A 25,566-nucleotide genomic window follows, 5' to 3' on the forward strand; every position below is an offset into this window, starting at 1 on the left:
CTGACCGCGCGCGGTCGGCGGGTTCGGCTACTGGGAGGCTCGCCCATGGGCGGAGGCTCACACCTTTCGTCAGGGTCGGGAACGTTGAGCACCCATGGTAAAGGATCGGCAAAGTCGAGGTGTGTGACCGCCTCCTACAGCGGCTTCACCCAACGCCGCCAGTGGTCCTCGCGGTGGTAGCCGGCCGCCTGCCAGGCGTGGTGCGCGCGTTCGTTCTCCTCCAGCACCATGGCGTCCACCCGTCGGCCGCCCAGCGCGGCGAACCGCTGCTCCGCCGCGTCCAGCAGGGCGGTGGCGATGCCCTGGCGGCGGTGATCCGGGTGCACGGCCAGCCGGTAGGCGGAGCACCGCCAGCCGTCGAACCCGGCGATGACCGTCCCCACCAGCGTGCCGTCGCGCTCCGCGAGCAGCAGCGCCTCGGGATCGCGGGAGATGAGGCGGGCCACCCCGTCGTGGTCGTCACTGATGCTCGTCCCCTCCGCCGCCGTACGCCAGAACCGCAGGACGGCATCGATGTCCGGCAGGGCGGCGTGGCGGATGCAGAGATCACTCATGGGGCGAGCCAATCAGAGGGCGGTCCCCCCGTGCGAGCGGATTCCCCACCGCCCGCGGGGGAAACCTCAGCGCAGGTGCACCGGCAGCGAGTCGATGCCGTAGACGATCGACAGCTTGCGGAAGGTGAGGTTGTGCGGCGGGACGGCGAGCCGCATGGCGGGGAACCGTCTGGCCAGGGCCGGGTAGACGGAGCGCAGCTCCATCCGGGCCAGTTCGGCGCCTATGCAGCGGTGGATGCCGTGCCCGAAGGCGAGATGGCCGGCCGGAGTGACCCGGTCCACGTCGAAGCCCCCGTCGTCCGTGACGTAGGCGGGGTCCCGGTTCGCGCCGCTCAGCGAGCACAGCACCATGTCGCCGCGCGGAATGACCACCCCGGCGATCTCGATGTCCTCGCGGGCGAACCGGGGGAAGGCGATCTGTACGGCGGAGACGTAGCGCAGCACCTCCTCCACGAACGGCGCCGTCACACTGTCGTCCGCCCGCAGCCGCCCCAGGACGTCCGGGTTCCGCAGCAGTACGAGGGAGCCGAGCGCGATCGTGCTCGCCGTGGTCTCGAACCCGCCGGTGAGCACACCGTCGGCGAGGCCCGCGAGTTCCTCGTCGTCGACGCTGTCCCCGTGCTCCCGCACGATCATGCCGAGCAGACCGTCGCCGGGGTTGCGGCGCTGCGCCCTGACGACACCGCGGAAGTAGTCGAGCGAGGCGGACATGGCCCCGAAGGGCGCCGTCGTACCCGCGAACAGGTCGAAGCGGTCCATCGCCAGCTGCTGGAAGTCGGCCCGGTCCTCGTAGGGCACCCCGAGCAGTTCGCAGATGGTCAGGGAGGGAACGGGCAGCGCGAACGCGTGCACCAGGTCGACCGGTCCCGGCGCCGCCGCCATCGCGTCCAGGCGTTCCCCGACGATGGCGTCGATCCGGGGCGCCAGGCGGCGCAGCCGGCGCATCGTGAACTCGGGGGTCAGGATGCGGCGCAGCCGCGTGTGCACCGGCGGATCGCTGAAACCCAGCCCGCCGGGGCTGTGTTCGGCGACTATGCCCGCGTTGCCCGCCAGGTGGGCGAAGTCGGTGCTGAAGCCCTCCGCGGAGCCGAGCACGGCCTTCGACTCCTCGTAGCCGGTGACCACCCATGCGTCCATGCCGAAGGGCAGCGCCACTCTGGAGACCGGCGCGCTCGCCCGTACGTCGGCCAGCCCCCGCACCGGGTCGAGGCCGTCCCTGCGCAGCGGCATCAGCAGTTGCTCGGGAAGCAGCTTCATCGTGGAGGACCCGAGCCCGTGCTTCTGAATCCTGGCCAGGTAGCTGCGTCCGAGCCTGGCGGTGAGGCGGGAACGGAACGTCGTCGTACTCAATGTCACTCCATGAGTCGTCGCGAGATCTGGTCGGTGGGCGCGTGCGGCGCCAGGACGTGGCCGACTGCGGTGACTTCGGCTACCTGACCAGGAATTATGACCACTTGTTCGAGCAATGGAGTGACAGGGTGCGGAATACGTCACCGATGGGTCGGCGGGGCGGGGGGCGTACGGGCCCCGGCGGCTGCCGACGCCGCGGCCGGACCGCCCCGCCCGGCCTCAGCCCCGCGCCCGGTGCCCACCCAGCGGCGGTGCCAGCCAACTCGACGCCCGGGCCCGGAAGTCCGCAGGCGCGAGCGACCCAGCCCCCTCGGGCACGACACCCAGCAGCGGCGCGCCCGCGGCCACCGGCAGATCCGTCACATTGCAGCGCGCCGCCAGATCGGGGTCGGCCGGCATGCTGCCGATCACCACCCCGAGGCAGTCGAGCCCGCGGGCCCGCAGCGCCTCCGAGGTCAGGGCCGTGGAGTTCAGCGTGCCCAGCCCGGCCGGGGCCACCACCAGGACCGGAGCCGCCAGCAGCCGGGCCGCGTCCGCCAGGGTCGCGCCCCCGTCGTCGAACCGTACGAGCAGCCCGCCCGCCCCCTCGACCAGCACCAGGTCGTGATCGACGGCCAGCTTCTCGGCCGCCTCGGCGATCTCGTACGGCCCCACCGGCGTCATCCCGGCCCGCCGGGCGGCCGTCGCGGGCGCCAACGGCTCCGGGAAGCGGGCCAGTTCGACCGCCGTCACATGGGCGCCCGCCAGCCGTGCCACCTCGGCGGCATCGCCCGGCTCGCCCGGCTCCAGACCCGTCTGGGCCGGCTTGAGCACCGCCACCCGACGGCCCGCAGCCGCCGCCGCGACGGCCGCCGTCACGATCGTCTTGCCGATCTCCGTACCCGTACCCGTCACCACCAGAACGCTCACGTCAGCCCTCCCGCGCCGCCGCGCACACGGCGCGGCAGATCCGTGCCACATCATCGTCACCGGTCACATACGGCGGCATGGTGTACACGAGGTCGCGGAACGGCCGCAGCCACACCCCTTCGCGCACCGCCGCCCGCGTCGCCGCCGCCATGTCCACCTCGTGGTCGAGCTGTACGACACCGATGGCGCCGAGCACCCGCACGTCGCGGACCGAAGGCAGTTCCCGGGCCGCCGCCAGCCCCTCGTCCAGTCCGGCCTCGATCCGCTTGATCTCCTGCTCCCAGTCCTGGCCGAGCAGCAGGTCGATGGAGGCGCAGGCCACCGCCGAGGCGAGCGGATTGCCCATGAACGTCGGACCGTGGGCCAGCACCGGCACCTCGCCGCGCGAGATCCCCTCGGCCACCTCGCCGGTGCACAGCGTCGCCGCCATCGTCAGATAGCCGCCGGTCAGCGCCTTGCCCACGCACATCACATCGGGCGAGACCCCGGCATGGCCGGCGGCGAACAGCTTCCCCGTACGGCCGAAGCCCGTCGCGATCTCGTCGAACACGAGCAGGACGCCGTACGCGTCGCACGCCTCGCGCAGCACGCGCAGATACGCGGGGGAGTGGAAGCGCATCCCGCCCGCCCCCTGGACCACCGGCTCCACGATCACCGCGGCCAGCTCGTCGGCGTGCCGCTCGATCAGCTCGCGCAGATGCGCCGCGTACGCGGGATCGGGCTCCGCGTCGTAACCGGCCGGTGGCTCGTCGGCGAAGACCTGGCGGGGCAGCGCACCCGACCACAGCTCGTGCATCCCGCCCTCGGGGTCGCACACCGACATCGGCTGCCAGGTGTCCCCGTGGTAGCCGCCGCGCCAGGTCAGCAGCCGCTTCTTGGCCGGCCGCCCGGCCGAGCGCCAGTACTGCAGGCACATCTTCACGGCCACCTCGACCGACACGGAACCCGAGTCGGCGAGGAAGACGTGTCGCAGCGGCTCCGGGGTGATCTCCACCAGCCGGGCCGCCAGCCGGACGGCGGGCTCGTGCGTGAGCCCGCCGAACATCACATGGCTCATCCGGTCCAGCTGGCCGCGCGCCGCCTCGTTCAGCACCGGGTGGTTGTACCCGTGCACGGCGGACCACCACGACGACATCCCGTCGACCAACTCGTGCTGCCCGTGAGCCGGTTCGGCGAGGCGGAGCCGGACCCCGGACGCGGACTCCACGACCAGCGGCTCCTGCCGGCCCGGCATCGGCCCGTACGGATGCCAGACGTGCGCCCGGTCCAGGTCCCGGAGCGTGGCGGGGGGGAGCGGCTCAGGCATTGGGAGCGAGGTCCGTACCCGCGCCGCGGCGGCGGACCGCCACCAGGTCCGTGCGGGCGCCCGGCACCTGCGCGTCCTGCGTCTCCTGTGCGGCGGCGGGCGCGGTCTCCGCTTCCGGGGCCTCGCCGCAGGGCGCGCAGCCGCCGGAGTGCGAACCGCAGCCCTCCGCCTCCGGGGCGCAGCCGCCGGAGTGGGAGCCGCAGCCGGCGGCCGCGTCCGCACGGTGGCGGGGGAGCGTGGTCGTACCCGCGCCCTCGACCTCGAAACCGGCGTCCGCGATCATGTCCAGGTCGGCCTGACCGGCCTGGCCCTCACTGGTCAGATAGTCACCCAGGAAGATCGAGTTCACCAGGTGCAGGGCGAGCGGCTGCATCGAGCGCAGATGCACCTCGCGCCCGCCCGCGAGCCGTACCTCCACGTCCGGGCAGACGAACCGCACCATCGCCAGGATGCGCAGACAGCGCTGCGGCGTCAGGTTCCACTCCTTGGCGAGCGGGGTCCCCTCGAACGGGATCAGGAAGTTGACCGGAACAGAGTCCGGGTCCAGCTCGCGCAGGGAGAAGACGACGTCGACCAGATCGGCGTCGCTCTCGCCCATGCCCGCGATCAGACCCGAGCACGCGGAGAGGCCGGCGGCCTGCGCCTGGTGCACCGTGTCCACCCGGTCGGCGTAGGTGTGGGTGGTCGTGATCTCCCCGTACGTCCCCTCGGACGTGTTGAGGTTGTGGTTGTACGCGTCGGCGCCCGCCGACCGCAGCCGGTCGGCCTGGCCGTCGGAGAGCAGACCGAGGCAGGCGCACACCTCGACGCCCTCGTTCTGCTCCTTGATGGCCTCGATCGTCTGCGAGACCCGGTCGACGTCACGGTCCGTCGGGCCCCGGCCGCTGGCCACCAGGCAGACGCGCTTGGCGCCGCCGGCCACCCCGGCGGCGGCCGCCTTCGACGCCTCGTCGGGCTTCAGCCAGGTGTACTTGAGGATCTCGGCCTTGGAGCCGAGCCGCTGCGAACAGTACGAGCAGTCCTCGGGGCACAGCCCGGACTTCAGATTGACCAGATAGTTCAGCTTCACCCGCCGCCCGAACCACTGACGGCGCACCTTGCCGGCCGCGGCCACCACATCGAGCAGTTCCTCGTCAGGGGTCGCCAGTACGGCGAGCGCTTCTTCACGGGTCGGCAGCTCGCGCCGCAGCCCCTTGTCCACCAGCGTGTTCAGGAGGTCCATGGCGTTGATCCTTACGTACGGCACCTCCCGGAGCCAAGGAGGATTCGGACAACAGAGTTCACGGAGGGTGTGTGCATTGCCACACCGTGGCCTGCCGTGCCCGCGGTTAGGGTCTGTGAGCTGCCTACAAAAGGGACCGCCCATGTCCGCCACCCCGTTCGACTGGATCGACGACGAGGCGCGCCGGCGCGCGGACGCCGGGCTCGTGAGAAGGCTGCGGCCCCGGGACGCCGACGCGGAACTCCTGGATCTCGCGAGCAACGACTACCTCGGCCTGACCCGGCACCCCGAGGTGACCGGCGCCGCGGCCGGCGCGGCGCGCCACTGGGGCGGGGGAGCCACCGGCTCCCGTCTCGTCACGGGTTCGACCGCGCTCCACGCGGAACTGGAAGGCGAACTCGCCGCCTTCTGCGGGTTCGAGGCGGCTCTCGTGCTCTCCTCCGGTTACGCCGCCAACCTCGCGGCTCTCACCGCGCTCGCCGGACGCGGCTCCCTCATCGCCTCGGACGCGGGCAACCACGCCTCCATCGTCGACGGCTGCCGGCTCTCCCGGGCCGAGACCACCGTCGTCCCGCACGCCGACCCCGAGGCCGTCCGCAAGGCGCTGCACGGCCATCCGGGCCGGAAGCTCGCCGTCACCGACTCGGTCTTCTCCGTCGACGGCGACGCCGCGCCGCTGGCCGCACTGGCCGACGCCTGCCGCGCGGAACACGCCGCACTCCTCGTGGACGACGCGCACGGTCTCGGAGTCCTCGGGGAGGGCGGGCGCGGCGCGCCCGCCGCCACCGGTCTCGCGGGCGGCGACGACATCGTCGCCACGCTCACCCTCTCCAAGTCCCTGGGCAGTCAGGGCGGCGCGGTCCTCGGCCCCGCCCGGGTCATCGACCACCTGGTCAACACCGCCCGCACGTTCATCTTCGACACCGGGCTCGCCCCCGCCGCCGTCGGCGCGGCGCTCGGCGCGCTGCGGCTGCTGCGCCGCGAACCGGAACGCGCCCTCAGGGCGCGTACGGTCGCCACCGCGCTGTACGAGGGACTGGCCTCGGCCGGTCTGAGTGCCGTGCGCCCCGACGCGGCCGTGGTCTCGGTACGCGCGCCCTCGCCCGACGCCGCCGTCCGCTGGGCCGCCGACTGCCGGGAGGCCGGCATGGCGGTCGGCTGCTTCCGGCCGCCGTCCGTCCCCGACGGCATCTCCCGGCTGCGGCTGACCGCCCGCGCCGACCTGACGGACGAGCAGATCGCGTGGGCGGTGGCGACCGTTCGGCGGACCGCTCCCCAGGCGTGAGGCTTCGTCTGCCCCAGGCGTGAGGTGCCGTCTGCCCCAGGCGTGAGGTGCCGTCCGCCTCAGGCGTGAGGCGTCGCCCGCCTCAGCGTTTCAGGCCGGCGACGAAGGAGATCCAGGCTGTGGTGGAGAACTCCAGGGGCGGCCTGGACACATCCTTGGAGTCGCGCACGGCCAGCCGCCTGTCCAACGGGGCGGTCTCCACGCAGTTGTTCATACCCGTGCTGCGGCTGCTGCGCCGCCACCGTAACGCGTGCTGTGCGAGGCAATCCGACATGACGCCCCCCTCGGGCAGTCCGGGGTCACCGATCGCCGCGGTCGATCGCGGAGATCAGGTCCAACGAGTGCTCCGGCGACAGCGCGTGCGTCTGCAGGTTCCGGAAGGCCGAGCTGTACGCCGCAAGGTCTTCTTTCCGTTCCAGATAGAGGCTACTCGTCAAGTGGTCAAGAACGACCACGTCAAGGTCGGAAGCGGTCGGAAAGGAAAAGATAACGAAAGGGCTGGTTAGGCTCACGTAGCCGCCGACCGAGAACGGGAGTAACTGGAGTTGCACATGGGGTAGTTGTGCCACCCGTGCGAGATGGCGCAACTGCTCGTGCATCACCCGCCGACCGCCCACCTCCCGCCGCAGCACCGCCTCGTCCAGCACCGCGCTCAGCCGCAGCGGAGGATCGCTGCGCAGCACCCCCTGCCGGGTCAGCCGCACCTCCACCAGCGAGTCCACCTGACCGGCCGGAAGCCCGCCCAGGGAGTCCCGGGTCACCGCGCGGGCGTAGTCGGCCGTCTGCAACAGGCCGGGCACCACCGAGGTCTCCAGCGTGCGCGCCGTCCGCGCCTGCGACTCCAGGCTGATGAAGTCGCGGTACTGCGGAGGGATGAGACCGCGGTACGCATGCCACCAGCCGGCGCCGCCCCCGCCCGCCGAACCGGCGAGCGCGCCCAGGAGCTCGCGCAGCTTCGGATCGTCCATGCCGTACGCGTCCAGCAGCCGGTTCACGTCGTCCGGCCGCACCCCGCTGACACCTGTCTCGATCCGGCTTACCTTCGACTGGTGCCAGCCGAGCAGCCCCGCGGCCTCCCGGCTCGTGAGACCCGACGCGTGGCGCAGACTCCGCAGCTCCTCCCCGAGCTTGCGGCGCCGCACCGCAGGACCGTGCTGCATCTGATGGCTCCCTCCCGCTGCCTGCCGAGGGGACAGTGTGGCGCCCTCGCGGGCCCGGGCGGGAAGAGTTCACCGGTTCGAGCGACAGATATATGCATATCTTGGTGGATCGCCGTCGCAGGGGGCGGCATCGGTGGCAATCTGGCGCGAAGCACAACCGGACCGTTCGCCGGCCCGGTACCGGGTGGGAAAGGGACGGCTCGCCATGGCAGACCATCAAGAAGCACGTGTCACTCTGCCGAGCGAGCCGGTCTCGGTCGCCGCGGCCCGCAGGTACGTGGCCCGGGTTCTGGCCGAATGGGGCCTGCCCGACGACACGGAAACGGCCGAGACCGTACGGCTCATCGTCTCGGAGCTCGCCACCAACGCCGTCCTGCACACGTTCGGCCTCTCGCCCACGTTCACCGTGGAGCTGCGGCTGGAGCGCGAGGAGCAGCTGCGCCTCGGCGTGACGGACAGCCATCCACGCCGGCCCCAGCGGCTGCCCGCCGCGGTCCAGCAGGACAACGGGCGCGGCATGGTCATCATCCGCTCCCTGGCCAAGGAGTACGGCGGCCGGCTGACCGTCACGCCCACGCCCGACGGCGGCAAGACCGTCTGGGTCGAGCTGCCGTGGCACGCCCCTGTCCAGCCCTGAGGTACGAAACGTCCGTGCTCGGCGTGGGCCGCGCGTCAGCCGACCCGGCCGTAGTAGACGCTCTTGGTCCAGATCTTCTCCAGCCGGACCACGGCGCCGGTCTTCGGCGAGTGCCAGATCTTCCCGCTGCCGGCGTAGATCCCCACGTGGTAGACGCTGCTGCCGGAGTGGAAGAAGACCAGGTCGCCGCGTTGCCGCTTGGAGGCGGAGATGTGGCGGGTCTTGTTGTACTGCTGCTGGGCCGTGCGGGGGAGCTGCTTGCCGGCCTTCTTGAACGAGTAGAGCGTCAACCCCGAACAGTCGAAGCGGCTGGGGCCGGTGGCACCCCACCGGTAGGGCGCCCCCTTCTTCGACGCGGCGATGTTCAGGGCCTTCATCGAATGGCTGGCGGCCTGCGCCTCGGGGGCGGCGCCAGGGACGAACAGTGTGCCGCCCACGGCGGCAAGAGTCATGACCGAGGCCGTTGTGGCCCGGGCGAGCAGAGACGGGACATGAACCTGCGCACTCATGCGCAACCCTTCGTCAGCCGCCTGTGAAGGATGACCTGTCGGGTTCGGGCTGGCGAAGTTGCCCGGCCGCACACGGCGGCTTCACCCCGAGGGACCTCCGGAAATCCGGCCGTCCCGTAGTGCTCGGGTCCTCCACTCCTGCCGATCCACTCCTGTCGACCAGGCATCCGGACGGCGGCAGGACTCGGCGTCCGCCCGGACCGCCCCGCCGCGGTGGCGGGGGCTTGTCGTCCCAGGGATCTTGACTCACCGAGTGCCGGATTTCCGAGGCGAAACGGCCATATGTGAAGATCCTCACGGATGGGCCGTTCAGGTGGACAGGCGTGCTTCGGCCGGTCCGCGCACCCCTTGCGGCCATGGCAGTACCAGCGGCGTCGCGAAAGATCCGGCCCCTCACGCATCGGGAAAACGCAAGTCGAGCGGTCGCTCGTGCGAGGGAACACCTACGCCGAACGAGCGAGGAAATTCGGTTCGCCCGTCGGGCGTGTCAACTCGGTGGACCGGGCGGCAGGGTGACCCGTGCCGCCCGCCGCTCCCCGTCCAGCACCCGCAGCGCCCGCGTCAACGTGGCCGTGTGGATGTGCGTTTCGCCGCGCCGGTGCATCACCGCGAGTGCGTCCCGCAGGGCCGCCGCGTGCGAGGCCAGCGCCTGTGCGGCACGCAGGGCCGCGTAGGTGTCGTCGCCGCGGGCCGGGTTGATCCGGCCCACCTGGTCGACCACGTGCAGGTAACGGTCGATGAACTCGCACTCGGCCCGCGTCAGGGCGGGCAGCGGGGAGAACTCCGCTGGCGGCATGGCCGGTTCACCGCCCGGTGTGCGCAGGTGCCGGGACGCGGTTGCGCACGATGTGGTCGACCAGACCGTAGGCCAGGGCGCCCTCCGCGTCGAGGATGAGGTCGCGCTCGGTGTCCCGGGCGACCTCTTCGGCGGTGCGCCCCGTGTGACGGGCCAGCATGCCGGCCATCGTCTCGCGCATCCGGGCCAGTTCCCGCGCCTCGATCTCCAGGTCGGACGGCTGCCCCTGGACGGGTTCGGCCAAGCCCGGCTGGCTCACCACCACCCGGGCGCCGGGCAGCATGTGCCGCCGCCCCGGGGTGCCCGCGGCGAGCAGCACGGCCGCGCCGGCGCTCGCCCGCCCGAGGCAGAAGGTCTCCACCTCGCAGTTCAGGAAGGCCATCGTGTCGTAGAGCGTGGTCATCGCGCCGAACGAGCCGCCCGGCGAGTTGATGTACAGCGAGACGGGCCGGTCGGGCGCGTCGTGCTCCAGGTGCATCAGCTGCGCGACCAGGTCGTTGGCCGCCGTGTCGTCCAGCGCGGTGCCGAGGAAGACGACGCGCTCGGCCAGCAGCTTGGAGTACGGATCGAGGGTCCGGGACCCCTGGGAGGTGCGCTCGGTGAACTCGGGCAGGACATAACGGGCGGCGGGACGGTGCAAGGCGGGGCCTTTCCTCCGGTTGCGCGGACCCCATGGGGTGCCCGCGCACGCTGCCGTAAAAAATGTACAGAACGTACAGAAGGTTATGATGGGAGCATGGCCTACGAGATTCCGGTGACGCAAGCCCGTGCTGAACTCGCCGAACTGATCAACCGAGTCGTCTACGGCGGCGAGCGCGTGGTCGTGACGCGGCACGGGAAACCGCTCGTCGCCCTCGTATCGGCCGCTGACCTGGAACGACTTGAGAAGGACGAGGTGGCGGAGCAGGGACAGGTGGTCAGCTCGGTCTCCTCGATCGGCTCCACCGCGTCCGCTCCCGGCGAACGGCACCGTTTCGGCATCGCCGCCGAACACCGCGGGCACTGCGGCCCGGACGCCTGACGGCCCGCAGACCGCCGCACCCCGCCTCCGGCGGACGGCGCCCCGCTGCGCCGCCCGCCGACGGACCGGATCAGGCCGTCCGGGCGTGCTCCTCCAGCCAGGCGTCCTCCGCCGCGTAGTCGAAAAGACCCGTGCCGTACGACCGCGCCATCGCGGGATAGGCGTCCTGCCAGTCACGCCCCGCCAACTGCGCGGTGATCCACGCGACGGTCTCCGGCAGCGACTCGGCGTACCCCGTCACCGGCCGGTACCCGAGCTCCCGTTCGGCGGCCGTCATGTCGTAGACGATGGGGTGCGGCGCGCTCCAGGGCGTCGAACCGACGCCTTGGTCCGAGGGGGCGCCCGGCATCAGCACCGTCTCTGTGCTCCGGCCCACCACCGCGTCCACGGCCTCGCCGATTTCCGCGACCGTCGGCGCATGCGGATCGGCGGCGTTCAGCACCCGGGAGCCGGGCTTGAGCGCGGCCAGCCGGATCAATTCGGCCACGTTGGCCGCGTGCACGGGATGGAAGCGTGACCTCCCCCCGTACGCCAGCACGCGCCGGGTCCGGCCGTCCAGGGCCCGCTTGACGAAGTACAGCTCGCGCGGCGAGCGGCAGTGCGGGCCGTGGACCGCGCCGGCCCGCAACAGCGTGACGGGCAGCGTGCCGCCCGCCGCGAGGAGATCGTGCTCCGGACGGATCTTGCGGGTCGCGTACGTGTCCTCGCCCGGTGCGACGGTGGCCTGCGACTCGGGAATCGGCACCGGGTAGCGGGGCGATCCGTCCGGCTCCGCCTGGGTGTCGAAACTGTGGCCGCGCTCGTCCTCGTACACCGCGCCGCTGGAGACGACCACCGCCGAACCGATCCGGTCCGCGAGTCCGGTCAGCTGCCGGGCGTGCTGCCGCCCGTACGCCACCATGTCGACGAGGACGTCGCATCCCGGTCCGAGCGCCGCCGCGAGCGCGCCGTCCCCGTCACGGTCCAGCGCGACCGTCCGGACCTCTTCGCCCCATCCCTCGTCACGGCCCCCGCCGCGCGAGGCCGCCGTCACCTCCCAGCCGTCCGTCACGAGCGAGCGCACAGCGGCCCGCCCGATCTGTCCCGTCGCGCCCAGCACCCATGCGTGTCCTTTGCTCATGCACCGAAGCTAGGGCGCGTCCGAGGCCCCGGCCAGGAGGGTTCACCGATCGCGAATCCGCCCTCAGCGTCGCGGTTTCAGGAACCTGCCCGGCTGCCGCGCCTGGGCGGCCTCCTTGACCTTGACCGCGTACTCGTCGACGTACTCCTGGCCGGAGAGGCCGAGGATCGCGTACATGATCTCGTCGGTGACCGCCCGGATCGCCGCCTTCTCGTTCTCCAGGCCGGCGTAGCGCGAGAAGTCCAGCGGTTCGCCGAAGCGGATGGTGACCTGCTTGATGCGGGGGAGGACCTTGCCGGGCGGCTGGATCTCGAAGGTGCCGACCATGGCGCAGGGCACCACCGGCACCCGGGCCCGGATGGCCATGACCGCCACCCCGACCTTGCCCTTGTACAGCCGGCCGTCGTGCGAGCGCGTCCCCTCCGGATAGATGCCCAGCAACTCGCCCCGGCCCAGCACCCCGAGCCCTTCGCGGATCGCCGCCTGCCCCGCCTCCTTGCCCGACCGGTCCACCGGGATCTGCCCGGCACTGCGGAAGAACGCGGCGATCAGCCGGCCCTTCACGCCGGGACCGGTGAAGTACTCCGCCTTGGCGAGGAAGGTGATGCGCCGCTTGATGATCGCGGGCATCAGGAAGTGGTCGGAGAACGACAGGTGGTTGCCGGCGACGATCGCGGCGCCGTCGTCCGGAATGTGCTCCACGCCCTCGATGACCGGCCGGAACAGCAGCCGCAGCACCGGCCCGAGGACGACGTGCTTGAGGACGTAGTAGAACACGGTCTCTCCCCGGTCTGCTGGATCAGCGGGTCAGCGAAGCGACATCCGGACGATCGGCTCCCCTGCGGCGGCCGATCGTAGCCCGATGAGAGACGTGTACCCCGCGCTCACACCCGAAAGCCGGGGCCCCTCACAGCCCCGCGCCGAAGTCCTGAGTCCAGACGATGCCGCCGGCGCTTTCCTGTACGCCCACACCCAGCTCCTTGAACGAGCAGTTCAGGATGTTCGCGCGGTGGCCGGGGCTGTTCATCCAGGAGTTCATCACGTCGGCGGGCGTGCGCTGCCCCTTGGCGATGTTCTCCCCGTACGTGCTCCACCGGTAGCCGGCGGCGGTGATCCGGTCTCCCGGGCCCGAGCCGTCCTGCGAGGTGTGCGAGAAGTAGTCCTGCGCGGCCATGTCCGCGGAATGCCGCTGCGCGGCGGCCGCCAGCTGCGCGTTGCCGCTCACCGGCGCACAGCCTTCCTTGGCGCGTTCGGTGTTGACCAGCGCCAGGACCTGCTGCGCGTCGGATGACGGGCTCGGTGCGGGCTGGGCCGGGGCCGGCCGGGTGGTGTGCGGGGACGGGGCCGCCGAGGGGGGTCCGCTCGCGGTGGCCGTCTTCTTCGGCTTCGGCTTCGCCTTCGTCTTCGTGGCGGTGGGGCTCGCGCTCGTGCTCCTGCTGGGGGACGGCGAAGCGGAGGCGGACGGCGACAGCGAGGGGGACGGGCCGGACGAGGCCGCCGTGGGAAAGGCGTCGGCCGAAGGGGCGGACGCCACACGCGTCGCGTCGTCGCTGTCGCCCGTCGACAGGTGTACGGCCGCGCCCCCGGTGCCCAGGGTGGCCACCGCGATCACCGAGGCCACCACGGCGTTGCGCCGGCTCCGCCGCGTCTGGTCGCGCCGGAGCTGGGCCCTGCCCGCCCGGCCCGGCACCGTCAGGGGCGTGGCGGACGCCACCTCGACCGGCCGCGCCGTGTGGCCGGCGCCCGCCACCGCGAGCGGCACCAGCGCCAGCCCGACGAGCAGTCCCTCGGCCGGCACCAGGCCGGAGCCGAACCCCGAACAGACCGTGCAGCCGCGGGCGTGCCGCGCGATGCGTTTGCGCCACAGCGGCGACGGGTTCCCGTCCCACCCGGTGAGCATGTCCTCCAGCAGCACGCACCGGGGCTGCGCGGCCAGCGCGCCCACCACCACCCGGGCGGTGTCCAGCTGCGCCTTCATCCGCTGCACGCGCACGGCGGTGTGTTCGGGGGAGAGGTTCATCGCCGCCGCCACCTCGGCCCGGGACAGCTCCCCGGCCGCCTCCAGCCACCACAGCGAGAGCAGTGCCCGGTCGTCCTCGTCCACCCAGCGGGTCGCCTCGGCGACCTGCCGGCGCTGCCCGGACAGACCGAGCCGCAATATGGTCACGTCGACGAAGTCGGCGCCGGGGTCGGCGGCGTCACGGCCGGTGTCCAGGGGCTCGGCGGGTATGGGCGCCGTCTGCCGCTGCCGCCAGTGCCCGCGTATCTCGTTCATCGCGATGGCCACCAGCCAGGAGCGGAAGCGCTCCGGCGTCCGCAGGCCGGGCAGCGCGCGCAGCATGCGCAGGACGGTCTCCTGCACGACGTCGTCCACGTCCGCGTGGCCGTTCAGCGCACGCCCGACGATGTTGTACAGCAGCGGCAGATAGGACGCGACGAGCTGGTCCTTGGCCCCGGCGTCCCCGGCCTGCGCCGCCTTGATCAACGCCTTTTCGCGGTCCTTGCCCATGCTGTGCTCACTCTTCCCGAGTCCTGTTCCGGCTTCTCGCACACCTGGGAGATGCGGCCCGGCGGGGACCATAACAAAAACCGGTCGATCACTTGTACGCAACGAGGTCCGGCCCCGCCACGTGGGCGGCGGGGCCGGACGAAGTCACCGGATCATCCGGCGGGTGTTCAGGGCGCGGTGCCCCAGGAGAGCGCTCCGGCGACGTACACGCCGACCTTCGACGCGTCGGTGAAGCTGGTGGCGGTCGAGTGGCTGTAGTCGTCCGCCTCGTTGAAGTTGGACCAGTCGTTCTTGTTCAGCCGCAGCTGCATCTCACCGGTCGAGGCGCCGGCCGCGAGGCTGCCGCTGCCGAAGGAGACCTCCAGGTAGTGGCTGGCACCGGCCTGCGAACCGCCCGACTTCACTCCGAGCGTCAGGTTCCCGCAGCCGATGACCGCGTAGTCGCACGCGGTGCCGAACGTGGTGGAACCGGACTCCGGGGTGAACCAGTAGCGCAGCTTCACCGTGGACAGGTCGACCGCGGTGCTGCCGGTGTTGACCAGTTGGAGACTCATCCGGATCTGGTTGTCGGTCGCGGAGGAGTCGTTGTTCTTGTACTGGACCTTCAGGGCGCCCGTTCCCGTACCGCCACCCGCGGAGGTGGTGGCCGAGAGGGCCGATGAGGCCGCCGAGACGTTGCCGGCCGCGTCCTTCGCCTTGACGGTGTAGCTGTAGGCGGTCGAGGCCGACAGACCCGTGTCCGTGTAAGAGGTCGTGGTGGAGGTGCCCACCTGGACCCCGTTGCGGTACACGTTGTAGCCCGTCACGCCGGTGTCGTCACTCGACGCCGTCCAGGACAGCGAGACGCTGCTGCTGGTCTTCGCCGTCGCGGTCAGACCGGTCGGCGCGGTCGGCGCCTGGGTGTCGTCGTCGCTGCCGTTGTCGCCACCGCCGTTGTCGCCGCCGCCGTTGTTGCCGAGCGCCGGGTAGGCGTTGCGCAGCAGCTCCTGGAACTGCGCGGAGAACCAGTGGCCCGCGACCGGCGAGTTGGGCAGCGCGCCGCTCATGCTGTTGCCGTTGCGGCCGTTACCGGTGTACGTGGGGTCGCACATCCGGTCGAAGCCCTTGCCCTCGTCGTTGTCCTCGGGCTGGCTGCTGCCGTCCGACTCCCCCGGGGGCTTGGCCCACACGTAGGCGTCGATCCCCGGCTCCGGGGCGGTGGTGGGCCGCTCACCGATGCCCGCACCGCTCTGGTTGCACCAGTTGCCGGCGTGGATGCGCCGGTCGACCCGGCCGCCGTCCACATAGGCGTCCACGCTGGTCAGCGGGCCCGCGGAGGTGGGCCGCTCGGAGCCGCCCCAGCCGTTGCGGGCCGTGTCGATCAGCATGCCGATGTTGGAGTTGAAGCCCTCGCTCACCAGCATGGTGCGCAGCGCCTGGGCGAACGACAGCTCATCGGCGTAGTAGTTCCAGTCGACCCACTTGGACTGGCGCACGGTGGTGCCGTTCACCGAGTCGGTGATCTTGAAGTTCGGCTCCTTGAGGGCCGAGTAGTTGGCCGTGTTCACGATGAAGCCGGTGACGTCGTTCACCGTGGCGCCCTCGGACGTGGCCGCCTTCTTGAACTCGGTCGCGGCCGGGCCCATGTTGGTGTCCCAGCCCAGCCAGCCGTGGTGGGCGGCGTCGACGTAGTTGTAGACGTTGGGAATGGCACCCAGGGTGTGCAGGGCGTACCCGACACCCTTCTCGTAGTTGCCGTTCGCCTTCATCGTCGCGCAGGCGTCGGTCGAACCCTCGGTGCCGCCCGCGTTGGTGACGATGTTGGGCAGCGAGTCGGGCTCGATGATGGTGACGATGCGCAGGCCGGCGTACGCCGGGTCGGCGAGGATCTCGGAAATCGGGTCGATGTAGTCGGTCTTGTACCGGCCGAGCTCCGTGGGACCGAGCTCACCGTTGGACGCCAGCGCGGCACAGTCGCGCCCCGGCAGGTCGTAGATGACGACCTGGAACAGGTTCGCGCCCTGGGCGAGAGCGGTGTCCAGGTGCTCGCGCAGGCTCATCGCCTCCGACGAGCCGCCGATGGCGGCGATGCGGTCCATCCAGACGAAGGCCGGCGTGTCGGCGATGGCGGCGCCGCCCGGTTCGGCCGCCGCCTTGGCGGACCAGTCGGGGTTCACATAGGCCTTGGCGCCCACGTAGGGGTTGTCGACCCGGGCCGCCGCGTCGGCGGTGGTGGGGATGGCCACCGCCAGGGCTGCGCCCATGGCCAGGGCGGAGACTGCGGCCAGCCTTCTGCGCAGCCCGTGCTTGATCGTGCCTCTGGTACTCATTGCGGCTCTGTGCTCCTCTCGTACGTCTGCGGAGAATCCCCGCAGACGGGTTCATGGGGGTGCTGCCCGATGTCGGGCACAGCGGGGTGAGTGATTGACCCGCCATCGGGAGTGGTGGGGTGACCGGTGGTTCAGCCGGTCACGGCTCGACGCCCCAGGCCAGGGCGCCGGCGACGTAGGCGCCGACCTTCGGGGAGTCCGCGTACGTGGTGTTGGTGGCCCGGCTGTAGTCGTCGCTCTCGTCGAAGTTGGACCAGTCGCTCTTGTTCAGCCGCAACTGGAGCTCACCCGTGGAGGCGCCGGCGGCCAGGGTGCCCGCCCCGCCGGTGAAGCCGACCTCCAGGTAGCGGTCGGCGCCGGCCTTCGGACTGGGGACGGCGACCACCGTGTGCGTGATGTTGGACGAGCCGAGCGCGGCGTAGTCGCAGTACGTACCGAACGTGCTCGGGCCGCCGTCGGCGGTGAACCAGTACCGCGCCTTCACCGTCGTCAGGTCGACCGGAGCGCTGCCGGTGTTCACCACCTGCAGGCCCAGCCGGACCTGGTTGTCGGTCGCGGAGGAGTCGTTGTTCTTGTACTGGACCTTCACCGCGCCGGTCCCGGCCGAGCCGCCCGTCTTCGTGGTGGCGAGTACCGCGTCGGACAGCGCCGAGGTGTTGCCGCCGGCGTCCCGCGCCGCTACCGCGTAGGTGTACTCGGTGCCCGCGGCGAGCCCGGTGTCGGTGAACGTCAGGCCGGTCGTGTTGCCGGCAAGCACACCGTTGCGATACACGTCGTAGCCGGTCACCGCGACGTTGTCGGTGGCGGCCGACCAGGAGAGCGACAGGCTCTCCTTGGTGGTCGCGGTCACCGTGAGGCCCGCCGGGGACGTCGGGGGCTCGGTGTCGCCGCCCGGCTCACCACCGCCGCCCTCCACCAGCAGTTCCGCGTAGATCGCGAAGGCGAGCGCGAGCGCCGCCTGCGCCCAGAAGCGGTGGTAGGTGAAGGTGGGTGCGTCGCCGCCGTCGAGGTAGGCCTGCACCTTCGGCCAGTCCGGGTCGTCCTTGTACCAGCTACGGATGCTGATGAAGGTCGCACCGGGCCGGACCGGGTCGCCGTTGGGCATGGTGCCCGACCAGCCGGAGGGGATGTACACCTCGTCGTCGAACCGGTTGTAGTCCAGCCGGGTCTCCGGGACCGAGATGCCCTTGTCCGTGGTGTTCAGCGCCATCGCGTCGAGCAGCGCCTTCGCCAGCGCAGCCGCGTCCTCGTCACCCGACTTGGCGGCGTAGTAGGTGAGCGTCTTGACGTACGCGGCGCCCACACCGACGTCGTTGGCGTAGTCCACGACCGAGACGTGCAGACCGGCGTTGTCACCGGGCGAGGCCGCGTTCCAGGTGTCCGGCCGGCCCGTCCAGTTCAGGGTGGAGGGGAAGCGGAAGCTGCCGTCGGCGCCCACCGTCGTCTCGCTCGACGCCCAGGCGACCCACTTGGACAGCACCGCCTCGGCGGTCGCGTTGCCGGTGACGTAGTAGTACGCGGCGACCCGCTCCATGCCCCAGGCCTGGAAACCGAACCAGTTGTTGCTGGCGGGGTCGTGGTACACCGGCTGCCAGTCGTACGCCATCCCGTAGAAGGTCGGCGTCCCGGCCGGCGGCCGGCCGTAGCTGCCCTCCCAGCTGTTGGTGCAGCCGCCCGCGAGGGCGCCCTCGCTGGACTGGAGCCAGGTCAGGAACTCCAACTGCCGGGTCAGGCTCTTGGACCAGTCCGACTTGGCGGTCGCGGACTTCGGGGTGAGCGAGGGCACGTTGGACAGCGCCCACGCGGCCAGCGGGTTCTGGTAGCCCTGGTGGGACGCGCCGTCACCGATGCGCCACGCCCAGCCGCCGCCGCTGCCCGCCGCGGCCCCGCCCCAGGCGTAGTACCACGACAGCAGGTAGTGCTGGGAGTCCCGGCCCGATGCGGCGGGGCAGGAGTTCGGGTCGGTGCAGTCGCCGATCCGCTTGAAGTACTTGTCGAACATGGCGTACCGGAGGTAGTCGCCCATCTTGGCGGCCTTCGCCACCGAGGCCGCGACCTGGCTCTCCTTGCCCTGTTCCGAGGCCCAGCGGTACGCCCAGTAGGCAGCCTGCACCGCGCGGGCGTCGGCGTCCGGCGCGTTGGTGTACTTCCACTGCTTGGCGTAGCTGGAGTCCCCGACGAACAGGTCGAGATATCCGTTGGGGCCGCCGTACTCGAAGAGGTCGGTGGTCGGCTGCGGGACGGTCTCCCACACCGACTCCTGCGCACCGCGCTGGTAGGTGTTGATGAAGGAGGCGCCGGCGCCCGGCCCGGACTCGCCTCCGGTGCCCGGCTTGTTGCCGTAGCCGTAGACGTTGTCCAGGTCCATCAGCCAGTGCATGCCGTAGATGTCCATCGTCCCGTAGGACGAGGCGAGTTCGGAGGAAATGGGGTCGGCGCCCACCGGGACCGTGCCGTCCAGGGCGGAGGGGTAGCCGTCGGGCAGCGGGTGCTCCGGCGCGTAGGTCGCGGGTGCCGAGGGGCTGTACGAATCGCTGGTGGACTGGTCCGCGTGCTGCGGGATGATGGTCTTCTCCGCCACCGCCCAGGCCGCGTTGAAGGGGGCCCAGTCACCCGTCACCCGCCCGTACGCCGCCTCCAGCCACATCCAGAAGCTGACGGCCTCGGACGTCGTCTGGTGGCCGTGGTCGGGCGCCTCGACCATCAGGGTCTCGACCGAGTGGTAGGGGAGACCGTCGGGGCTGAAGTAGCCGTTGGCAGCCGCCTTGATCTTGCCGTACTGGGTGAGGAAGGCCTGCGTGTACGGGTCGTCGGACGCGGCCGCGGCCGTGGCACGGGCGCCGGTGCCGGCCTGCGCCGAGGCGGGCTTGGCGAAGGCCGTGCCCTGCGTCAGGCCCAGGGCCAGCGCGCTGCCGCCCAGGGCGCTGCTGAACGTTCTCCGTGATATCGACACAAATCCTCCAGTGGCGGGTGTCGTCGGGGAGGGGAGGAGATGAAGCGGTGGGGACGGGGGTGCGGGGAAGCGGGGAACGCAAGGGGGAGTGGAGAGGGAGAGGGGCCGTGTGCCCGGGATCAGGGCTCGATGCCCCAGACCAGGTCTCCGCCGGCGTACACGGTGATCTTCGAGGCGTCCGCGTACGAGGTGCCGGTGCCGTGGCTGTAGTCGTCCGACTCGTCGAAGTTCGACCAGTCCGTCTTGCTCAGGCGCAGCTGGATCTCGCCGGTCGAAGCGCCCGGGGCCAGGCTGCCGCTCGCGAAGCCCACTTCGAGGTAGTGGTCGGCCCCGGCCTTGGGGGTGCTCGCCGCGACCACCCGGTTGGTGACCGTGGAGCAGTCCAGGGGCGACCAGTCGCACCAACTGCCGTACGTGGCGGCGCCGTTGTCGCCGGAGAACCAGTAGCGGACGGTCACCGACGGCAGGCTGACCGCCGTGGTGCCGGTGTTCACGAGTTGGAGGCCGGGCTTGATCTGGTTGTCGCCGGCCGAGGTGTCGTTGCTGCGGTACTGCACCTTCAGGGTGCCCGGGGTGGAGCCGTCCTCGCCCCCGTCGTCCCCGCCGTCCTCGCCCCCGTCGTCCCCGCCGCCCAGTGCGGCGCGCACGGCGTCGTTGGCGGGCTTCGGGGCCAGGTTGTCGTCGTACAGATTGGCGGCGCCCTCGCCCGGGAAGGTGCTCGGCACCCAGGAGTACTTGTCCGTGTAGTCCCAGACGGTGATGCCGACGCAGCGCCGGACGGAGAGGCAGGCGTCGACCACCTGGGCGTAGTACGAGGACTGGGTGGCGAGCTTGGCCGCGTCGGCCGGAAATGGCATGCGCACGTCAAGCTCGGTGACGGCTACATCGAGGCCGAGATCGGCGAACCGCTGCATGTTCGCCTGCATCTGGTACGGGAAGCCGTACTGGATCGCCAGGTGCGCCTGCATTCCGACCCCGTCGAGCGGCACGCCCTCGTCGAGCAACTCGCTCACCAGGTCGTACATGGCGTCGCTCTTCGCGCCCATGCCCTCGATGTTGTAGTCGTTGACGTAGAGCTTGGCGTCCGGGTCGGCGGCGTGCGCCGCGCGCAGGGCGGTGGCGATGTAGTCGCTGCCCATCGCCGTGTAGAACGGGCTGGTGCGGAAGGTCCCGTCCTCGTTGAACGGCTCGTTCACCACGTCCCAGGCGGCGACCTCGCCGCGGTAGTGGGTGGCCTCCGCGGTGACGTGGTCGGTCATGGCCGCCGCCACCCGCGCGGACGGCAGTGAGCCGACCCAGCCGGGCAGCTGGCTGTGCCAGACCAGGGTGTGGCCGCGTACGGTCTGGCCGTGCTGCTCGGCGAAGTCGGTGATCGCATCGCCCTTGGTGAAGTTGAACTGGCCCTGCACGGGCTCGGTGGTGTCCCACTTCATGGAGTTGCCAGGGGTGATCTGCCCGAACTCGGAGCCCAGGGTCGCGGCGTAGGCGGCGTCGGGCAGCTCGGGATTGTCGGTGGCGGAACCGAAATACCTGCCCTGGGCGGCGGCGAGGTCGTGCAGCGTGCTCTGCGGGGCGGCTGACGCCGGCCCGCCCACCAGGCCGGTGGCAAGGGCGAGGGCGCCGATCAGGAGGGCCGGGAGTCCCCCGGTGCGACGGGGCCTACAGCGCTTCACCAAGCTCATGACGAACGCCTTCCTCTGCCGGGCAGCGTGGAACATCACGGGGAGCGCGGCTGCGCCCCGTAACGCCCCTACCGCCAAACGGCGTTGGGGGAGAAGGGAGGGGGTGGAGTGTGCAAGTCCTGATTGTGGGAGCGCTCCCAAGGTGGCGTGGCGACAGGCACCTGTCAAGAGTTAAATCGCAACTGCCTTACGGGCATGTGAACGCGGCCATACGTCGAACAGGCCTGTCGCGCAGCGTCGTTGAGGCCCGGGTGAGGAACGGCCGCCGCCCGCCGGGACGCGTGCCGGCACCCCTGCAAGCCGGTGCGCGGAGGTGCCTGCGGAAGGGGTGCTCGGGGCCGGTCCGGAGTGTTCGCGATCGCACGCCCGAGGGGCGTTGGCGGGTGCCTGGGCAGTCGGGGTCGAGGTGCACGATCGCACACGCGTGGTGACTCACAGCGAGGTGCGTCCTCCGTAGCCATACCGACGACCCAGGGGGTCCGCTCTACGGGGCCGGAAGCGAAGCGGCAGGACAGCGACGCGATCGGCACGGGAGAAGGCGGCGCCCGCGGGTCGGGTGCACGTACGGAACGTGGTGCCCGTCCGCGTACGGGTTTCGACCCAGAGTGACGGACGAGGCGCGCGTAACCGAGGCACGGGCCAGCCGTTTGCGGCGCCCGCAAGCCCCTGCCGTCGTGCGCGAAGGTGTACGTCCGGAGGTGCCGCGCCCGCCCCCGGCAAGGGCCCGGGAGGTGCCGCGGGGGCCCCGGCCGGCCGGCTGTGAGCGGGCTCGCCGCGGGCGGACGCGGACGGGGAAGGACGGGTGCGGACCCCGCCGGGCGGCCGCCGCATACCGCCGTTCACCCCGGCGTCACGTCATGCGGGCCGGCGACCCCGCGGCCGGAGACATCGTCGCGGAGGCCGTCGCCACCCCGGAAACCACCCTCCCGGGCGCTGTTGGCACACACCCGCACTCCCCTCGCGGTGGAGGCCGGGCGCCACCGCGAGGGGTGTCACAACCGCTTTCCCGGCTCAGGTCTCCCGGGTCGCGGCCATCCCTATCGTGATCAGCCCCAGCAGCACCCAGCCGAACCAGAGCCAGCCGTTGCTCCCCAGCGCCACCGTGTAGGCGGTCACCGCCACCAGGGCACCTGCGGTGAGCATTCCCATAGTCTTCGTTGATCCGGGCATGCGCGCACCCTCCTAGGACACAACCTCATCGGCCGCGCGGCCGTGAATGCCATCGTCACCCGGAAGGTGCGTCCACCGCTACCGTCCGCGCGCCTGCAACGACGCGAGATACGCGTTGTACGCCAGCAGCTCCTGGTCCCCGTCCCGGTCCGCGGCCCGATCCGAGCGCTTCGCCGTCCGCTGTTCCGAGCGGTACCACTGGAACACCAGGGCCACCAGGACCAGGACCGAGGGGATCTCGCTGAACGCCCAGGCGATGCCGCCCGCCGCGCTCTGGTCGGACAGGGCGTCGATGCCGAGCGAGGCCGGGGGGTTCTTGTACACCTCCACCATCGGCTGGGACGCCATCATGAGCGCGATCCCGAAGAACGCGTGGAACGGCATCCCGGCGAACAGCTCCAGCATCCGCATCACGTACCCCGGCCGGTGCGGCCCGGGGTCGACGCCCATGATCGGCCAGAAGAAGAACAATCCGACCGCCAGGAAGTGGACCATCATCGCCAGGTGCCCGGTCGTCGAGCCCATCAGGTAGTCGAAGAGCGGGGTGAAGTACAAGGCGTACAGGCTGGCGATGAACAGCGGGATCGTGAAGGCGGGATGCGTGACGACCTTCATGTACCGGCTGTGCAGCAGCATCAGGAGCAGCTCGCGCGGCCCCTTCGAACCACGCCGCGCGACCGGGAGCGCACGCAGCGCGAGCGTCACCGGCGCACCCAGCAACAGCAGGATCGGCGACAGCATGCTGATCACCATGTGCTGCACCATGTGCACGCTGAACATGACCATGCCGTAGTCGTTGAGCCGGGTGCACATCACCAGGGCGATGGTCAGCACACCGACGACGAAGAGCACCGTGCGGCCCACCGGCCACTCGTCCCCGCGCCTGCGCAGCCGCAGCACCCCGTACCCGTACAGGAGCAGGGCGAGGACGCAGCCGGCCAGGAAGAACGGGTCCGCGGAGAACTGGAGCCCGCGTCCCAGCGTGAACGGCGGCAGGTCCATGTTCATGCCGTGCCCGCTGTGATCCATCTGTTCACTCCCGATGGGAACGCCGGGACGTCCCTGTTTCGTGCTGGTTGTCCCGACCAGAGTAGAACCGCCCCCGGCCGCGGATGCGGCCGGGGGCGGTCTCGGGTCGTCGTGTCGCTCAGAGCACGCACTCCGCCTCGGAGTACCGCTCGGCGGGGACCGTCTTCAGCGTCTCCACGGCGTGCGCGAGCGGCACCATGGTGATGTCCGTGCCGCGCAGCGCCGTCATCATGCCGAACTCGCCGCGGTGCGCCGCCTCCACCGCGTGCCAGCCGAAGCGGGTCGCGAGGACCCTGTCGTACGCGGTCGGGGTGCCGCCGCGCTGCACATGGCCGAGGATCACCGGGCGGGCCTCCTTGCCGAGGCGCTGCTCCAGCTCGATGGAGAGCTGGGTCGCCACGCCCGTGAAGCGCTCGTGCCCGTAGATGTCCTTGACGCCCGACTCGAACTCCATGGAGCCCTGGCGCGGCTTCGCGCCCTCGGCGACCACGACGATCGCGAACTTCTTGCCGGCCGAGAAGCGGCGGCCCACCAGCTCCGTCAGCTCGTCGATGTCGAAGGGCCGCTCGGGGACGACGATGGCGTGCGCACCGGCCGCCATGCCCGAGTGCAGCGCGATCCAGCCGGTGTGCCGGCCCATGACCTCGACGATCATGACGCGCTGGTGCGACTCGGCGGTGGTCTTCAGCCGGTCGAGCGCCTCGGTGGCCACGCCGACGGCGGTGTCGAAGCCGAAGGTGACGTCGGTGGAGGCGATGTCGTTGTCGATGGTCTTCGGCACGCCGACGATCGGCAGCCCCGCCTCGGACAGCAGGTTCGCCGCCTTGAGGGTGCCCTCGCCGCCGATCGGGATGATCGCGTCGAGACCGAGATCCTTGACGTGGCCCCTGGCCTGCTCGATGCCGCCGCGCAGATGCGCGGGCTGGACCCGGGAGGAACCGAGGATCGTACCGCCGCGGGCGAGGATGCCGCCGACCGCGTCCAGGTCGAGCTTGCGGTAGTCGCACTCGAGGAGGCCCCGCCACCCGTCGTGGAAGCCGACGACCTCGTCGCCGTGGTCGACCACAGCGCGGTGGACGACGGAACGGATGACCGCATTGAGGCCGGGGCAGTCGCCGCCGGAGGTGAGCACACCAATTCGCATTGCCCGGGAAACCTTTGCAACGTGGGCCGACGACCGGACCACGTCGTCCGGTTGGATCTCCGCCACCCTACCGGCGCAGGGTGGCGGGACCGAACCGGGCGTCCGCCTGCTGGACTCCGCTCAGCTGAGCGTTTTCCACCTCATCAGGCGGGCTGTGTGGCGGCCGCGATGCGCTCCGCGCGCAGCGCCTCGTACCACCGGTCGTCGGTGGGCGGGAGCGCGTTCACATCGAGGGCCAGCTTCAGCAGGAGGTCCGCGATCAGCGGGTTGCGCGCCATCACGGGCCCGTGCATGTACGTGCCGAACACGGTGTCGTTGTACGCGCCCTCCGTGCCGTCGCCCGTGCCGTTGCCCCGGCCGAACCGCACCCGCGCGAACGGGCGTGCCGTCGGGCCGAGATGCGTGACGCCCTGGTGGTTCTCGAAGCCGGTCAGCGGCGGAAGACCGAGATGGGGGTCGATGTCCGCGAGCACGTCGCCGACGCACCGCGCGCCCTCGCCGCGGGTCGAGATCACGTCCAGGAGACCGAGACCCTGCTCGCGCTCACCGAGGTCGTTGACGAACTCGTGGCCGAGGATCTGGTAGCCGGCGCAGACCGAGAAGATGATCGCGCCGTTGGACGCGGCCCGGCTGAGCCCGCCGTCACGGCGCAGCCGCTCCGCCGCGAGCCGCTGCGGCCGGTCCTCGCCGCCGCCGATCAGGTAGATGTCACCGGAGGTGGGCACCGGCTGGTCGCTGCGTACGTCGACGCGCGCGACGTCGAGGCCGCGCTGACGGGCCCGGCGCTCCACCACCAGGGCGTTGCCCTGGTCGCCGTAGGTGCTCAGCAGGTCCGGGTAGACCCACACCAGCCGCAGGCTGTTGTTGCTCATGCTTCGTCCTCTCCGGAGGGGGCCGGGGC

At 71.2% G+C, this 25,566-nt stretch carries 23 protein-coding genes and 1 riboswitch; of the genes, 3 read left to right on the forward strand and 20 right to left on the reverse strand.

Translation table 11 applies throughout. The features are described from left to right. Window positions 1–134 precede the first annotated feature (134 nt). The 5 genes from E6P78_RS22890 to bioB form a co-directional block, all read right to left on the reverse strand. On the reverse strand, window positions 135–554 hold the full coding sequence (locus E6P78_RS22890) for a GNAT family N-acetyltransferase (protein ID WP_136205510.1): 420 nt from the start codon (window positions 552–554) through the stop codon (window positions 135–137). A 66-nt stretch (window positions 555–620) separates the two neighbouring features. Continuing rightward, window positions 621–1,904 carry a cytochrome P450 gene (locus E6P78_RS22895; protein WP_136205511.1) on the reverse strand — a complete coding sequence of 428 codons (1,284 nt, stop codon included), beginning with the start codon at window positions 1,902–1,904 and terminating at the stop codon, window positions 621–623. 219 nt (window positions 1,905–2,123) lie between these two features. Further along, complete coding sequence (gene bioD, locus E6P78_RS22900) at window positions 2,124–2,813, reverse strand: dethiobiotin synthase (RefSeq protein ID WP_136205512.1); 690 nt, start codon at window positions 2,811–2,813, stop codon at window positions 2,124–2,126. A 1-nt stretch (window position 2,814) separates the two neighbouring features. Next, complete coding sequence (locus tag E6P78_RS22905) at window positions 2,815–4,119, reverse strand: adenosylmethionine--8-amino-7-oxononanoate transaminase (RefSeq protein WP_136205513.1); 1,305 nt, start codon at window positions 4,117–4,119, stop codon at window positions 2,815–2,817. Next, complete coding sequence (bioB, locus tag E6P78_RS22910) at window positions 4,112–5,341, reverse strand: biotin synthase BioB (RefSeq protein WP_136205514.1); 1,230 nt, start codon at window positions 5,339–5,341, stop codon at window positions 4,112–4,114. Before bioB ends, E6P78_RS22905 begins: the two co-directional genes overlap by 8 nt. Window positions 5,342–5,483: 142 nt before the next feature. On the opposite strand from bioB, the gene E6P78_RS22915 reads away from it, so the two are divergent. Beyond that, on the forward strand, window positions 5,484–6,626 hold the full coding sequence (locus E6P78_RS22915; RefSeq protein ID WP_136205515.1) for an 8-amino-7-oxononanoate synthase: 1,143 nt from the start codon (window positions 5,484–5,486) through the stop codon (window positions 6,624–6,626). Between the two features lie 82 nt (window positions 6,627–6,708). On the opposite strand, the gene E6P78_RS22920 is transcribed toward E6P78_RS22915, so the two are convergent. Beyond that, complete coding sequence (locus E6P78_RS22920) at window positions 6,709–6,900, reverse strand: DUF397 domain-containing protein (protein ID WP_136205516.1); 192 nt, start codon at window positions 6,898–6,900, stop codon at window positions 6,709–6,711. 25 nt (window positions 6,901–6,925) lie between these two features. Further along, the gene (locus E6P78_RS22925) at window positions 6,926–7,786 is read right to left on the reverse strand and encodes a helix-turn-helix transcriptional regulator (RefSeq protein ID WP_136205517.1); all 861 of its coding nucleotides are present in this window, start codon (window positions 7,784–7,786) and stop codon (window positions 6,926–6,928) included. Window positions 7,787–7,991: 205 nt separating this feature from the next. Between E6P78_RS22925 and E6P78_RS22930 the strand changes: the two genes are divergently transcribed. Continuing rightward, window positions 7,992–8,423, forward strand: a complete 432-nt coding sequence (locus E6P78_RS22930; RefSeq protein ID WP_136205518.1) for an ATP-binding protein — start codon at window positions 7,992–7,994, stop codon at window positions 8,421–8,423. Between the two features lie 35 nt (window positions 8,424–8,458). Here E6P78_RS22930 and E6P78_RS22935 read toward each other — a convergent pair whose 3' ends face one another. The 3 genes from E6P78_RS22935 to E6P78_RS22945 form a co-directional block, all read right to left on the reverse strand. Beyond that, the gene (locus E6P78_RS22935; RefSeq protein ID WP_136205519.1) at window positions 8,459–8,932 is read right to left on the reverse strand and encodes a C40 family peptidase; all 474 of its coding nucleotides are present in this window, start codon (window positions 8,930–8,932) and stop codon (window positions 8,459–8,461) included. 3 nt (window positions 8,933–8,935) lie between these two features. After that, window positions 8,936–9,132: riboswitch (cyclic di-AMP (ydaO/yuaA leader) on the reverse strand. A 287-nt stretch (window positions 9,133–9,419) separates the two neighbouring features. Further along, window positions 9,420–9,728: a hypothetical protein gene (locus E6P78_RS22940; protein WP_136205520.1), complete on the reverse strand. Its 309-nt coding sequence runs from the start codon at window positions 9,726–9,728 to the stop codon at window positions 9,420–9,422. Window positions 9,729–9,735: 7 nt separating this feature from the next. Next, window positions 9,736–10,368, reverse strand: coding sequence for an ATP-dependent Clp protease proteolytic subunit (locus tag E6P78_RS22945; RefSeq protein WP_136205521.1), 633 nt, complete (start codon window positions 10,366–10,368; stop codon window positions 9,736–9,738). Window positions 10,369–10,464: 96 nt separating this feature from the next. Between E6P78_RS22945 and E6P78_RS22950 the strand changes: the two genes are divergently transcribed. After that, window positions 10,465–10,749, forward strand: a complete 285-nt coding sequence (locus tag E6P78_RS22950; RefSeq protein ID WP_136205522.1) for a type II toxin-antitoxin system Phd/YefM family antitoxin — start codon at window positions 10,465–10,467, stop codon at window positions 10,747–10,749. Between the two features lie 70 nt (window positions 10,750–10,819). Here E6P78_RS22950 and E6P78_RS22955 read toward each other — a convergent pair whose 3' ends face one another. The 10 genes from E6P78_RS22955 to E6P78_RS22995 all read right to left on the reverse strand — a co-directional run bounded on the left by E6P78_RS22955 (window position 10,820) and on the right by E6P78_RS22995 (window position 25,537). Then, window positions 10,820–11,869 carry an NAD-dependent epimerase/dehydratase family protein gene (locus E6P78_RS22955; protein ID WP_136205523.1) on the reverse strand — a complete coding sequence of 350 codons (1,050 nt, stop codon included), beginning with the start codon at window positions 11,867–11,869 and terminating at the stop codon, window positions 10,820–10,822. Window positions 11,870–11,932: 63 nt separating this feature from the next. Continuing rightward, window positions 11,933–12,646, reverse strand: coding sequence for a lysophospholipid acyltransferase family protein (locus E6P78_RS22960; RefSeq protein WP_136205524.1), 714 nt, complete (start codon window positions 12,644–12,646; stop codon window positions 11,933–11,935). A gap of 130 nt (window positions 12,647–12,776) precedes the next feature. Continuing rightward, a complete protein-coding gene (locus E6P78_RS22965; protein ID WP_136205525.1) occupies window positions 12,777–14,378 on the reverse strand; it encodes a sigma-70 family RNA polymerase sigma factor in 1,602 nt (533 codons plus the stop codon). A 167-nt stretch (window positions 14,379–14,545) separates the two neighbouring features. Then, window positions 14,546–16,687 carry a glycoside hydrolase family 6 protein gene (locus tag E6P78_RS22970; protein ID WP_240799330.1) on the reverse strand — a complete coding sequence of 714 codons (2,142 nt, stop codon included), beginning with the start codon at window positions 16,685–16,687 and terminating at the stop codon, window positions 14,546–14,548. A 139-nt stretch (window positions 16,688–16,826) separates the two neighbouring features. Continuing rightward, complete coding sequence (locus E6P78_RS22975) at window positions 16,827–19,640, reverse strand: glycoside hydrolase family 48 protein (RefSeq protein ID WP_206307886.1); 2,814 nt, start codon at window positions 19,638–19,640, stop codon at window positions 16,827–16,829. A 119-nt stretch (window positions 19,641–19,759) separates the two neighbouring features. Further along, window positions 19,760–21,322, reverse strand: coding sequence for an endo-1,4-beta-xylanase (locus E6P78_RS22980; RefSeq protein WP_240799331.1), 1,563 nt, complete (start codon window positions 21,320–21,322; stop codon window positions 19,760–19,762). 1,011 nt (window positions 21,323–22,333) lie between these two features. Further along, the gene (locus E6P78_RS33905) at window positions 22,334–22,465 is read right to left on the reverse strand and encodes a hypothetical protein (RefSeq protein WP_276607227.1); all 132 of its coding nucleotides are present in this window, start codon (window positions 22,463–22,465) and stop codon (window positions 22,334–22,336) included. A 105-nt stretch (window positions 22,466–22,570) separates the two neighbouring features. Continuing rightward, complete coding sequence (locus E6P78_RS22985) at window positions 22,571–23,521, reverse strand: cytochrome c oxidase assembly protein (RefSeq protein ID WP_136205526.1); 951 nt, start codon at window positions 23,519–23,521, stop codon at window positions 22,571–22,573. Between the two features lie 118 nt (window positions 23,522–23,639). Further along, complete coding sequence (locus E6P78_RS22990) at window positions 23,640–24,665, reverse strand: 6-phosphofructokinase (protein ID WP_136205527.1); 1,026 nt, start codon at window positions 24,663–24,665, stop codon at window positions 23,640–23,642. Between the two features lie 143 nt (window positions 24,666–24,808). Continuing rightward, entirely contained in the window at window positions 24,809–25,537 is a 729-nt protein-coding gene (locus E6P78_RS22995) for a glutamine amidotransferase (RefSeq protein WP_136205528.1), read from the reverse strand. Between the last annotated feature and the right edge of the window lie 29 nt (window positions 25,538–25,566).

The sequence above is a fragment of the Streptomyces sp. A0958 genome, assembly GCF_004795035.1.
In the GTDB taxonomy this organism is placed as follows: Bacteria; Actinomycetota; Actinomycetes; order Streptomycetales; family Streptomycetaceae; genus Streptomyces.

Excerpts from the sequence above, each read along its gene's own strand:
- E6P78_RS22890 (WP_136205510.1), bottom strand. The coding sequence starts at position 554 with ATGAGTGATCTCTGCATCCGCCACGCCGCCCTGCCGGACATCGATGCC.
- E6P78_RS22905 (WP_136205513.1), bottom strand. The coding sequence starts at position 4,119 with ATGCCTGAGCCGCTCCCCCCCGCCACGCTCCGGGACCTGGACCGGGCG.
- bioB (WP_136205514.1), bottom strand. The coding sequence starts at position 5,341 with ATGGACCTCCTGAACACGCTGGTGGACAAGGGGCTGCGGCGCGAGCTG.
- E6P78_RS22915 (WP_136205515.1), top strand. The coding sequence starts at position 5,484 with ATGTCCGCCACCCCGTTCGACTGGATCGACGACGAGGCGCGCCGGCGC.
- E6P78_RS22920 (WP_136205516.1), bottom strand. The coding sequence starts at position 6,900 with ATGTCGGATTGCCTCGCACAGCACGCGTTACGGTGGCGGCGCAGCAGC.
- E6P78_RS22925 (WP_136205517.1), bottom strand. The coding sequence starts at position 7,786 with ATGCAGCACGGTCCTGCGGTGCGGCGCCGCAAGCTCGGGGAGGAGCTG.
- E6P78_RS22930 (WP_136205518.1), top strand. The coding sequence starts at position 7,992 with ATGGCAGACCATCAAGAAGCACGTGTCACTCTGCCGAGCGAGCCGGTC.
- E6P78_RS22935 (WP_136205519.1), bottom strand. The coding sequence starts at position 8,932 with ATGAGTGCGCAGGTTCATGTCCCGTCTCTGCTCGCCCGGGCCACAACG.
- E6P78_RS22940 (WP_136205520.1), bottom strand. The coding sequence starts at position 9,728 with ATGCCGCCAGCGGAGTTCTCCCCGCTGCCCGCCCTGACGCGGGCCGAG.
- E6P78_RS22950 (WP_136205522.1), top strand. The coding sequence starts at position 10,465 with ATGGCCTACGAGATTCCGGTGACGCAAGCCCGTGCTGAACTCGCCGAA.
- E6P78_RS22955 (WP_136205523.1), bottom strand. The coding sequence starts at position 11,869 with ATGAGCAAAGGACACGCATGGGTGCTGGGCGCGACGGGACAGATCGGG.
- E6P78_RS22965 (WP_136205525.1), bottom strand. The coding sequence starts at position 14,378 with ATGGGCAAGGACCGCGAAAAGGCGTTGATCAAGGCGGCGCAGGCCGGG.
- E6P78_RS22970 (WP_240799330.1), bottom strand. The coding sequence starts at position 16,687 with ATGAGTACCAGAGGCACGATCAAGCACGGGCTGCGCAGAAGGCTGGCC.
- E6P78_RS22980 (WP_240799331.1), bottom strand. The coding sequence starts at position 21,322 with ATGAGCTTGGTGAAGCGCTGTAGGCCCCGTCGCACCGGGGGACTCCCG.
- E6P78_RS33905 (WP_276607227.1), bottom strand. The coding sequence starts at position 22,465 with ATGCTCACCGCAGGTGCCCTGGTGGCGGTGACCGCCTACACGGTGGCG.
- E6P78_RS22985 (WP_136205526.1), bottom strand. The coding sequence starts at position 23,521 with ATGGATCACAGCGGGCACGGCATGAACATGGACCTGCCGCCGTTCACG.
- E6P78_RS22990 (WP_136205527.1), bottom strand. The coding sequence starts at position 24,665 with ATGCGAATTGGTGTGCTCACCTCCGGCGGCGACTGCCCCGGCCTCAAT.
- E6P78_RS22995 (WP_136205528.1), bottom strand. The coding sequence starts at position 25,537 with ATGAGCAACAACAGCCTGCGGCTGGTGTGGGTCTACCCGGACCTGCTG.